The organism is Phycisphaeraceae bacterium (assembly GCA_019454185.1).
Lineage (GTDB): Bacteria > Planctomycetota > Phycisphaerae > Phycisphaerales > UBA1924 > JAHBWV01.
Genome location: CP075368.1, coordinates 1939995 through 1951176 on the forward strand (window position 1 = coordinate 1939995; position 11182 = coordinate 1951176).

The following is an 11182-nucleotide window of genomic DNA, read 5'->3' on the forward strand; positions in this document are numbered from 1 at the left end:
CCTATTCCTTCCTGATCCGGTCTGCCAGTGTCGCGCCTGTCCGAACTGTCCACATCGTGCCTTCGAGCTCGAAGACGGCCTCTTCGCCAGCCCCCGAAACGAGCGTAGCGCCGAGCACGGCGGCACCCGGTGCGAGCACTCGCCGCTCGCCATCCCTCATGTTGAGCATGAGGGCCTCGACGCCGCGCCGTCCGGAGATGACCCCTGTCAGTTTCCATTCCGCGAAGGGCGGGGCTGGTTCCGGTGGTTTGGGGGGGGCCGCCGCGACGGCTCGGTTGGGTGTTCTGGGGGGAGGCGTCGGCACTTTGAAGACGTTCTTCGCTGTGATCAAGGCGATTGCCTGCACGCCTGACTCGCCCGGAGCGATGATGGAGGGATCGTTCGGGTCGTCCGTCGAGAGATCGGGCATCCAGATGGTCGCGACGTCGAGTTTCAGTTCGAACCTCTCTCGTTCGCGTCCGACGGGACGGATGTTGAGGGTGTCGATTCGATGGATCCACGGCTGGCAGGCATACGTCGCGAGCGCTTGCAGGACCTGCGGCAGTGTGCCCGTACCTTTCACCTGAGCGCGAACCACAGAGAAGTTTGGAGACTTCTTGATGCGATCCTGCATCAGACGTTCCATGTTTCTGGCAACGGCGGCGGGGTTTCGCTCGTCTTTCGGGGGTGTGCTGCTGACGACGACATCGGTCAGGCCTGCATCCTGCCCCACCCGACTCAACCCCGTGCGCAGTCGATGATCGACACGATCGAACTGTTTGCCGAGGGTTGTGGAGGCCATCGCGGCGAGGCGGTCGCGTACTGCTTGCTGGCGCTGGAGTTCTTTCTCGTAGGCAACCTGGGCGCGCCGCAGGTCGGCTGTCTCTTTGAGCAAGGCATCGCGTTCGTTCGCGTACATCGCGCGGTATCCGTACCAGGATGCGCCGGCGAACATGATCGCGGCAAGCACGAGTAGCGTTGGCTTGAGGAAGCGTCTCATGTGCCGCGTCCTCCCGGTGCGGGCGAGCTTCCGTTCGAGGCCGGCCTTGCATCGGGCTTTGCGGCGGGAGATGAAGGGGCGGAGTCTGATGGCGTTCGGCGGGATGTGACGAGATCGAAACTGAATCGGTCTTCGGTGTCCGCCGATTGGTTCACGACCTTGTACAAATCTCCACGCACCAGGCGCCCGCGGAGATCGAGCGCGATCTCACGTTTGATGACCTTGCCGGAGAGCGAGAAGACGGCCTGCTGGCGACTTGTCCACTGCGCACCGGCGACGGAGCGATCGCGCGGAACGAACTCGACATCGGCGCTCATGATGGCGGAGACCTCGTCGAGTTGGCCGTCTTTCGGATCGGGCATCTGATCGCTGAGCCACGTGAGATGTCCGAGCCAGTCCATCCCCGCGCCAGCCCATCTCTCGACGCTTTCTGCCCTTACCTCCTGCACGAGCAGGTCGGCGTACTGCGTGCCCGCACGATTCATGGCGGCTCGGGCTGTGTCCCGGCTCTCGCGAAACTCGGCGAGTCTCATCTGGGCAACAACCCATGCGCCGCCAAGCATGATGATGAGCGAGAATGTGCCTGCCAGGGCGAGTTGGCGACGCCTGGCCTTCGGATCCGGCCCTTTCTTGACGACCGCGAAATCGAAAGCTTCGTGAGACTCGGCGCGGCAGACGCCGATGCCGATGATCGACTGGAACGCGCCGGTTGCGGCATCGGCGGGTTGCTTGGTATCGGGCTCGATCAGGACGCCGGGAGGGAGCGATGCGACTCGAACCTGGCTCGCGAGCGAGGCGTCGGCGCTCCGAGCCCGAACCCGCTCGGCTAGATCCGCATCGCCGAAGAGGAGAAGTGATTCTGGAACAGAACCTTCGCGTCCGCTGGTCCAACCCATCCACGTTCTTCTCGCCTCGACCACGACACGTGCGGCGTACTGCTCCAAGCCACCGTCATCTTGAGGCGCGCCGATCTCTACCGCGCGTGCGGTTGCGATCTGGCCGCTCTCAAGGACGAGGAACTCGGCCTTTGAGCGGCTGAGCGCGATGCAGAGCGCGGGTCCGTCGTGACGAGCGGCGATGCCGCGTGCGATGGCGGAGATTCCGGAGATCGCGAGCTGGATCCCCCCGACACGAGCACCTGCTGCACCGGCAACGGCCCGGTACCAGGCGAGCCGATCTGCCGGCAGTGCGGCGGCGACAACGGTGGCGGCACCGCTCTCATCGCCGGATGTATCAACACGGATGAAGTCGATACCCGCGCCATCGATGGCAACGGTCATCTGGCGTGAGAGAGAGAGTCGGACGAGCCCGGCCAGTTCGGTCTGGTTCAGGCCGGCTCCGCCGGGGATATTCATCCGTTTGAGAATGACCTCTTCGCGACCCACGACGAAGACAACGCGGCGGAGTGAGAGGCGGCTCTCGGCGGCGACGCGCCCCAACCACGCTCCGATCGCGGCGGCATCGCCACGGTCGAGACCCTCCGGTGCTGGAGACTCGATGAGTTCGCGCACGACAACTTTGCCGGATGCCACGGACATGCGTGCGCCAAGGAGGCGCGACCCATCGAACTCGATCGCCAGCATGTCGGATCTTCGTGGCATCCGTTGTCATCCTTTCGCTGACCATCGGCCCCTGCGCTGTCCCGAGGAGTCTCCGCCTTGTTGGGGCGAAGGTGAAACCCCTCGGCTTGTGCCGTTGCGCGTCCCGCTTGGTCTGCTCACAGACCGAGCATCGTCGCCGGGTTGTGCTGCTTCGGCAAGCGACGCGCCGAGCGAAGATTCGGGTGGGGTGCTGGATTGTTCCTCGTCCGCAACGAGTGTCTGAGCGAGCAGCGTGTCGATGCCCTCGGACGCACCGTCGAAGGTGACGTCCCGAAGGTATGACACCCTCACTCGATCGGCGGAACAATCGATGATCGCATCCAACGCCGCACGGGAGAGCACGATCGGTTCATCGTTTGAGGACGATGCCCTCGTGATCTCACCGACGATTCTGACACGCCAGTGCAGCGTGCGCGTGGTGATCCACGGGAGTGCCCGTGCCATGTCGGAGGAAGAGACGAGCCGCGCATCCAGAGGCCACGTCGGGCTTCTCGTGCGATCCGCGCCCAAGCGGCGTGCCGCTTCATGGATCTCCTTTGCCCGGCCCTCGAATCCGGGGATGCACCCGAGTACGGCCTCCGGCGCGCGGGAGATATCAACGAGTCCCTCGCGGCCAGCACCCTGTTCGCCGAAGGCGAGTTCGTCCCAGAGTGCGGCCCACACTGAGGGTGAGATACTGAGTCGATCGAGGGCCCGGGCCACGTCTTGAGCGGATGAGAGGTCCACATTCGCGCCGGTCAATCGCTCGACAGTCTCGGTGACCGCGTTGTCGGCGGCGAGCCGACGATCGAAGGACCCGGCTGCGGCGTCCCAGCGTGCTCGCTTCCGTCCGGAAGACGCGCGATCGCCCACGCCGATGCCGAGATCGGGATCGAGCGAGTACGCGGTCGCGAGCGATTCGAGCGAGACTCCTCCGATCGCGCCTGCCTCGTCGCGAGGATCGATGCCGACGAGGCGAAGGTCCTCGATGCTTGTCAGTCCGCCGCGGGTCGCGAGCGACCTGATCGATTGTGCTCGCTCATCGCCGAGGCCGGAGAGGCGGGCGAGCATGGGTGCCGTCGCCACATTGAGGTTGAGTTTCGCGGCCTCGCTCCTGGCAAGGGCGCTCGGCGGGGAGCCTCCGTCGGACCCAATCTGCTCTAACCTCACTCGGGCCGTGGTCGAGCCATCGGTGTAAATGGTCCATTCCTCGGTGAGTTCCGGGTCGCCTCCTTCGATGAGATCGTTGCGCTGGGTTTCAAGCTCTGCCATGACGCCGAGCACGCCTGACCAAGCGGCGGCCCTGGCTTCGCGCCTGAGCAGCGAGCCCCTTGCGCCTGACGCGGTGGCGTCTGATTGGTCCAGCGCGATCATGGCGGTGAGCGCGCCGAGCACGATCACGAGCAGCACCGAGAGCAGCGCGATTGCCCGCTTCATGCGCCTTCACCTCCGCCATCGGGGATCCGGACGATTCTGCGCCAGAACTCTCCTCGGGATGTGGTGACGCTGATCTCGATCGCGGTCGGCATTCTGCCTCGATCGGCGGCGTCGAACGTGTCGTGCCACGCGAAACCGTCCGCGTATCTGAATCGCAGCTCTCCAACACGTTCGCAGACGGTCGCTCGCATGCGTTCGCCCGAGACGAGCCATCGCTCGGCCTCAACCCTGGCCCCCTGTCCGTCGAAGTTGAATGAGGATCCCTGGATGTCACGCGGAGATCGTTCGCCGAAGCTGCCTCGCAGCCACACGCCTCGCGAGAGGATTCTGATCGATGTTTCGTCTCCCACAACGCCGGAGCCCTCGCGCGGATCGGCGGCGACCGCGGTCATGAGATCGGACTCGATCTGGTCCATCATCGCGAGGACTTCGCGAGCGGATGTTGAGATCGCGGTGACTCTGGCTCTCTGGTCTCTCGCGCTCCACATGAGCGACATCACCGCGCCCATGAGCAGGAGCAGCAACGCACACGCGACGAGGACCTCGATCACCGTGAAGCAGCGTGCGGATCTGCGACGGCTCACGCGTCACCTCCCTGCCGATCGAGGGGAAGGGCGGCGGCCGGGGCGTTGCCGATGCGCACGATCTGTCTCGCGGTGTAAATGAGCCGCTCTTCGGTGCCGACCGAGCGCACCACGCCGATCGATACGAGCATGTGGCTACGGAACTGGGTCGGCTCGGTCTCGACGCGTATTCCCCAGCCGCTCCAGGGCCCGAGCTGCGGGTCGCTTACGCCGGCACCGGGCGGAGGTCCCATCCAGAGCGGAGAGGATTCTTCGATCGGACCGTCGATGGATTCGGGCTGAACGACGCCGGATTCGATCAGGGAGATCGCGGACCAGGCGAGATCCGCTGCACGAAGGCGTTCGGCGGTGAGCGTGGATCGGTCGAGGGCGTGATCGAGAGCTCCGTGGATCGCCAGTCCGGCCATCGCGAAGAGCACGACGGCCAGAAGGAGCTCGAGAAGGATCGCGCCTCGTCTGTTCATCTCCACTTCGCAAACGGATCAAACTCGTCTTGCAAACCGCCCGCACGGGTGTCGAGCGTGTCGGTGCGGCGAGGATCGTCGGTTGTTGCGCCTGCGAGCGCGGCGACACCTGTCCAGGGATTCACTCTGACTTCGCTGGAGCGACCGTCGCGACCTCGCACGAGGATGGGACCGGAAACAACGGCGCTGCCATCTGGGAGAAAGACCGCGAGGGTGCGTTCGCGGGGTTCGGAGACTTCAGAGCGGGAATCGGATGCGGGCGCCCCCATGCCGCCGAGACTTCTCACCGGGTCTGCGGCGGGAGTGCGGCCCGCGATGGTGATGCCCTGGGGCAGGTTCAGCCGCTTGGTTGCGCGCGTGAAGGCGTGCTCCATGCCGGGATTGGCGCTTGCGGCTTGGGATGCCGTATCGGAGACGGTGCGGCTGTCTACGCCGGTGCGACCATCGTCACCGACGATTGCGATCACTGTCACGGGCAGACCGGATTCTCTGGCCGTGGCCTGGGCATCGCTCAGCGCGGACTGGATCCGAGCAGCGGCACCATCGACCTCGGCTCCGCGGACATGGCTGGTCATGGGCACGGCCACAAGAGCGGCAAGCATGCCGATAATCGCGATCGCGATCAAGACCTCGACCATCGAGAAGCACTTGTTGCGTGAGAGCGTTCGGCTGGTGGCCATGATCGTCACCCCGAGATGTGCGGACACGGTCGTCCGCACCACGAGTTCGCTCCGCGACAGTTGAAACGACCGCTCCATGCGATCCGGGCATTCGCCCACACACTTCTCAAACGTGCCCCGGCAGTGATTCCCTTGGCCGGGGGTTATGCACATATCAGCCACCGGGCGGGGGCGGGGGCAATCCCCTTCCGAATCCACCGTCTGCGTCGGCCTCTTCGGCGGCGAAGGCGTTGATGTCATCGTCCGTCCCGTCCTGCTTGTCCGGTCCGTATGACCACAAGTCGTATTCGCCATCGCGATTCTGGCTCTCGGCCCGATAACCCCACGGGGAACCCCAGGGGTCTGTGGGCACGGGAGATTCGAGGTACTTGGTCCACCGGGCCTGATCCTCTTCAGACTGGAGGAGTGACTTGTTCCAGAGAACAGCCAACCCCTCGTCCTCGGACGGGAAGCGACCGAAGTCGACGTAGAACGCCTTCACACCACCCTTGATGAGACGGATCTGGGTCTCAGCGATGCCCTTCTTGGCCTTGGCACTCTGTCCGATCAGGGCGAAACCGACGAGGCCGGAGAGCGCGAGAATGATCGCGATCACGATCATCACTTCGATGATGGTGAACCCGCGTCGCGTGCGACGGCGCGACACCCTTGATCTGGACTCCACTTCCTGGGTCATGGCTCAAAGATCCTTTCTGAGCGGTTCCTGCCGCGTATCTCAGTCGGCAGATTCGGCTGTCGGACCGGAGTCGGCCCGGCATCATCTCAACATCCTGAAGCGAAGGGAGTGTTCAGGAGCTAGTCCATACTAGCAAATCGCCCCTCGGCTGCAAAGAAGTTTATCCAAGTCGATGAGATCGCGGAGGATGCGCGTTTCGCTTCCTGTTCGTATGCCTCACACAACCAACGCTCCGGCAACCTCTTCCATCGTCGTCTGGCCTTGCCTGACCTTGGCGTATCCATCGTACTTGAGGAGTGAGAGTTCTCCCTCGGCCAACGCGGCGGCGGCCAACTCAGCGGCATTGACCCGCTTCATGATCATCTCGCGAGTTGCGCCGGTCAGATGGAGCATCTCATAGAGCCCGACCCGGCCCCTGAACCCAGTGCCTCGGCAGTTCCGACACCCAGCCCCGCAGCGGAGGTTTGCACCTTCTTCTTCGAAGTCTTTGGGCAGGGAGCCCGGTTCTGCTGTGAACGGCTGTGAACACTGTGCACAGACGCGCCGGACCAGTCGCTGGGCCATGACGCCCTCGACGCTCGATGCGATGAGGAACGGTTCAACCCCCATGTCGAGGAGTCGGGTTGCTGCACCGGCAGCGTCATTGGTGTGCAGCGTGCTGAAGACGAGGTGCCCCGTGAGCGAGGCCTGAACAGCGGTCTCGGCGGTTTCTTTGTCTCGAATCTCGCCGATCATGACGACGTCGGGATCATGGCGCAGGATGGAGCGAAGGCCGGAGGAGAAGTCGAGACCGACTTTGTGGTTGACCTGGATCTGGTTGACGCCCGGAACGTGGTACTCGACAGGGTCCTCGACGGTGATCACCTTGACTTCGTCGGAAACGATGCGGTTGAGACTCGCGTAGAGCGTCGTGCTCTTGCCGCTGCCGGTCGGCCCCGTCACGAGAAGGATGCCGTGCGGGCGATTGATGAGCGTGTCCCAGCTCTTGAGGACGTTTTCGGGCATGCCGAGCTGATCGAGCCCCATGAGAACCGCTGTCTTGGAGAGCACGCGGAGCACGACACCCTCACCGGAGAGCATCGGGATCACGCTCATGCGGAGATCGAACTCGGAGGGGGCCTGTCCCGGCGGCTTGTGCCGGAAGGTGATGCGTCCGTCCTGGGGCCTGCGTTTCTCGGCGATATTGAGCGAGGCCATGATCTTGAGGCGAGAGACGATCGCCGCGCCGAACCGATGAATCGTGGGCGGGACGTTCGCACGCTGGAGCACGCCGTCGATTCGATAGCGGACGGCGAGCGATCCCTCGTAGGGCTCGATATGGACGTCGGTCGCTCTCTCGCTGATCGCCTCAGCGAGAAGGTCGTTGACGAGCTTGATGACCGACGCTTCCTGCGCCTGCTCGATCTCGTCCGCCTCGCCCTCGATGGATTCGAGACCGGGTCCTTGGCCCGCCATCTCATGGAGCGTGTCGCCGCCGACGCCGTAGTGCGTCCGGATGAACTGCCGGAGCTCTTCTTCATCAGCGAGAACAAGCTCGATGGGGTTTCCGGTGACAAGGCGGAGCTCGTCGAGCGCGGAAAGATCGAAGGGGTCACTCGTCGCGACGACGAGGACGCCATCCCGAAGCTCGATGGGAACAACCTGCTGCTTGAAGACAACGCGGGCGGGTAGGAGTTGGATGACCTCCGGAGCGACGTCAGCAGCGCCGAGATCGACCACGGGCATGGCCAGTTGCTCGCCGATGATCTCGAGCACCTCGCGCCGCCCCACCATTCCCATCCGGATCAGAGCACGGTCGAGGCGCTCGCCTGACGATCTGTGCTCGGCCGCGGCCTGTTCGAGCTGCTCGCGCGTGATCAGTCCACGTTCAACAAGTATGGTCGCCACACCCATGTCGGATGGTACGTCGGGATCAGACCTGCTGATCGCTCACGGTCTTGGAATCCTGCGTAGGTCCGAATGTCGCGCTGGTTCGATCGGTCTCCCAGACTGTGATCTCCCTGAGTCTGGCGTCTCTTCCGAGACGAGCGATCTCGGCCGAAAGCAGCCGGAAAAAGACCATGGCGATGTTCTCGACTGTCGGATTGAGTCCGCCGTGGTCGGAGAACTCAGGCGTATCGAGGTTCAGGTGCTTGTGGTCGAACGGCTCGACAAGAACACGCTGGGTGATCTCTTCGAGTTCGGCTAGTGTGATGGCGGCTCGCGACGCATCCGTGCCGATTTCGACCCGCGGCTCGATCACGTAGTTATGCCCGTGTCCCGCCGGGTTGTTGCACTTGCCGAAAAACGCCCGGTTCTCGGCGTCCGAGAGCGCCGGCGAGTGGAGTCTGTGTGCGGCAGCAATCTCGAACTTCTGAGCGAGCACCACCCTGGTTCCCATAGTGACCTCTGAGTCGATAACGAGTGTCGGCGTGAGATGGAGTCGGACAGCGACAACTGGAACAGGCACCTGGTGCCGCAGCGACTGAAGAAGATCCGGCACGCACGCTGCGGGATCGGCGCGGCGGTCGATGTGAGCCGCGAGCGCGGGCACGGCGGTGCGTCGCACAGCGTCGTCGATCGCCTTGATGTTGATCAGGTACCCGGTGGCCGGGTCGGGGATGCCACTGCAGGAAACCGTGAGCTCGAAAGTCCTGCCCCAGGGGAGGAGCGAGGGAACGCCGCCGTATCCGTTTGTGCCGCGATCGCCGGCGGTGCTCGGATTGATCGCAAACCGAACTGTGCGTCTGAGCGTCACCACGCGATACGATAGGGAGTTGGTTTGATGCTGGTTCTGTGATGGAACGCGGCCTGCGGCCGCATCTGTGTGGCGCGTCGTTCCGAAACCGTTGGTCGAAGCACCCACACTGGAGTCATGCGATGGCAACCCGTTCTCGGCTCGCTCTCCTGCTCGCACCTCTTCTCGGGCTTCCTGTAGCCCTGGGGCTTGTCTCCCACCGATCGGCATCGCAGGAACCGGCCGGCGAGGTATCGCCTTATGTGCTCTCCTACACCATGACGAGGATTGACGGCACTGCCGAACGCCTCGACGCGTACAAGGGGAAGGTCATTCTGCTTGTGAACGTGGCGAGCAAGTGCGGGCTGACGCCCCAATACGATGCGCTTCAGTCGCTCTACGAGTCGAAGAGGGAGAAGGGCTTTGTTGTGCTTGCGTTCCCGGCCAACAACTTCATGGGCCAGGAGCCGGGCACGAACGAGGAGATCGCCGCGTTCTGTGAGAGCAAGTACAACGTGACCTTCCCCATGTTCGAGAAGGTCTCTGTCAAGGGGAAGGATGCGTGTGACCTCTACAAGCAACTGGCGTCGCTCCCCAAGCCGCTCGGCGGCGAGCCCTCGTGGAACTTCACGAAGTTCCTGATCGATCGCGAGGGGAATGTGGTGCAGCGGTTTGAGCCACGCACGAAGCCGGACGCGTCAGAGCTTGTAAGCCGGATCGATGAGCTGCTCGCGAGCCCATGAGCCCACAGATCAGGGGCGAGATCTCGCGTGGCTGCCCCCGCGATGTTCGTTCTCTTGATGCCTGCTATTCTGTTCGCTCGGGATGGCGACTTACGCGTACACAGCCCTCACTGCCTCAGGCGACCGGGTCACCGGCCTGCTATCAGCAGCAACGGAGCAGGCCGTGCTCGCCGAGTTGGAATCCCGTCGCCTGACCCCGGTGACGATCTCACCGGCGAAAGAACGGACGGCCAGGGGTCGGCGTGTCTCGGCACGGAAGCTAGGCGAGTCCTATGTGCAGATCGGCGATCTGCTCCATGCGGGCGTGCCCCTGCTCCGGTCGCTCAAGCTGATCGCTGCCCGACGGAGCCAGCCGAAGGTCGCGGATGTGTATCGCCACCTCGCTGAGACCGTGTCGGACGGAGGAGAGCTTGCAGAGGCGATGTCGCGGCGTCCTGAGGTCTTCCCACGCATCCACGTCGCGATGATCCGCGCTGGCGAGAAGGGTGGGTTTCTTGAGGGTGTGTTCAGCCGCCTCGGTGCGTTTGTGCTGGCGCAGGCGGAGCTCAGGGGTCGGATCGTCGGGTCGCTCATCTATCCCGCGCTGCTCGTGCTTTTCGGCGTGCTGATTCTCGGCGTGGTCTTTGGTGTGTTTGTCCCGATGTTCAAGCCGGTCTTTGAGCGGATGTCTCAGTTGCCGCTCTCCACACGGCTTGTGCTCGGGACGAGCGACCTGATCGCGGGGTTTGGTATCTCTATCGTCGGGGGCGCGGTCGCGACCGGGCTACTCGGATGGAGACTCTCGAAGCGTGCGGACGTGAGACGCCGGGGCACGGAGTTCCTCACGTTCGCTCCCGTGTGCGGGCAACTGGTGAGGGCCCTCGCGGCGGCGAGATTCTGCCGCCTGCTGGGAACGATGCTTGAGAACGGCGTGCCGATGCTCCAGGCGATGGCGATCAGCAAGGAAGCAGCGGGCAACGTGCTGATGGAAGAGGCGATCGATCGTGCGATCGAGGCCGTGCGAGCGGGCGAGCAGCTGGCTCCGCCCCTCGCTTCGAGCGGCCTCTTTGCCGATGACATCGTGGAGATGATCTCAGTTGGTGAATCGGCGAACAACCTTGAGAAGGTGCTGCTCAGCGTCGCCGAGACGATCGAGAAACGGATCGACCGCCTGCTCGGGATCGTGGTGCGGCTGATCGAGCCCCTGATGCTCATGGCGATTGCGGGCGTGGTCGTCGTCGTGGCGATGGGGCTGCTGCTGCCGATGACGCAACTCGGCGGCGAAGGGTGATCGCATAGGAGCCGACAACGAGAAAGGCCCCCGCGTGTGCGGAGGCCCTTCTT

Annotated in this window: 11 protein-coding genes; 2 read left to right on the top strand and 9 right to left on the bottom strand. The window is 63.9% G+C overall.

All coding sequences use genetic code 11. The features are described 5' to 3' along the window. Position 1 precedes the first annotated feature (1 nt). From KF838_08200 to KF838_08240, 9 genes are all read right to left on the bottom strand, one after another. Positions 2-979 carry a hypothetical protein gene (locus tag KF838_08200; GenBank protein QYK46768.1) on the bottom strand — a complete coding sequence of 326 codons (978 nt, stop codon included), beginning with the start codon at positions 977-979 and terminating at the stop codon, positions 2-4. Beyond that, complete coding sequence (gene pilM / locus KF838_08205; GenBank protein QYK46769.1) at positions 976-2580, bottom strand: pilus assembly protein PilM; 1605 nt, start codon at positions 2578-2580, stop codon at positions 976-978. Before pilM ends, KF838_08200 begins: the two co-directional genes overlap by 4 nt. A gap of 6 nt (positions 2581-2586) precedes the next feature. Continuing rightward, positions 2587-3996, bottom strand: a complete 1410-nt coding sequence (locus KF838_08210) for a hypothetical protein (GenBank protein QYK46770.1) — start codon at positions 3994-3996, stop codon at positions 2587-2589. Beyond that, a complete protein-coding gene (locus KF838_08215) occupies positions 3993-4580 on the bottom strand; it encodes a hypothetical protein (protein ID QYK46771.1) in 588 nt (195 codons plus the stop codon). Before KF838_08215 ends, KF838_08210 begins: the two co-directional genes overlap by 4 nt. Next, positions 4577-5044, bottom strand: a complete 468-nt coding sequence (locus KF838_08220; GenBank protein QYK46772.1) for a hypothetical protein — start codon at positions 5042-5044, stop codon at positions 4577-4579. Before KF838_08220 ends, KF838_08215 begins: the two co-directional genes overlap by 4 nt. After that, a complete protein-coding gene (locus KF838_08225) occupies positions 5041-5724 on the bottom strand; it encodes a type II secretion system protein (GenBank protein ID QYK46773.1) in 684 nt (227 codons plus the stop codon). The genes KF838_08220 and KF838_08225 overlap by 4 nt, the downstream gene beginning before the upstream one ends. 154 nt (positions 5725-5878) lie before the next feature. Beyond that, entirely contained in the window at positions 5879-6400 is a 522-nt protein-coding gene (gspG, locus tag KF838_08230) for a type II secretion system major pseudopilin GspG (GenBank protein QYK46774.1), read from the bottom strand. Between the two features lie 216 nt (positions 6401-6616). Beyond that, complete coding sequence (locus KF838_08235; GenBank protein ID QYK46775.1) at positions 6617-8293, bottom strand: type II/IV secretion system protein; 1677 nt, start codon at positions 8291-8293, stop codon at positions 6617-6619. 19 nt (positions 8294-8312) lie between these two features. After that, complete coding sequence (locus tag KF838_08240; protein QYK46776.1) at positions 8313-9137, bottom strand: 6-carboxytetrahydropterin synthase; 825 nt, start codon at positions 9135-9137, stop codon at positions 8313-8315. Positions 9138-9394: 257 nt separating this feature from the next. Between KF838_08240 and KF838_08245 the strand changes: the two genes are divergently transcribed. Beyond that, positions 9395-9859, top strand: coding sequence for a glutathione peroxidase (locus tag KF838_08245; GenBank protein QYK49825.1), 465 nt, complete (start codon positions 9395-9397; stop codon positions 9857-9859). A gap of 82 nt (positions 9860-9941) precedes the next feature. Next, positions 9942-11129, top strand: a complete 1188-nt coding sequence (locus KF838_08250; protein ID QYK46777.1) for a type II secretion system F family protein — start codon at positions 9942-9944, stop codon at positions 11127-11129. Positions 11130-11182 lie beyond the last annotated feature (53 nt).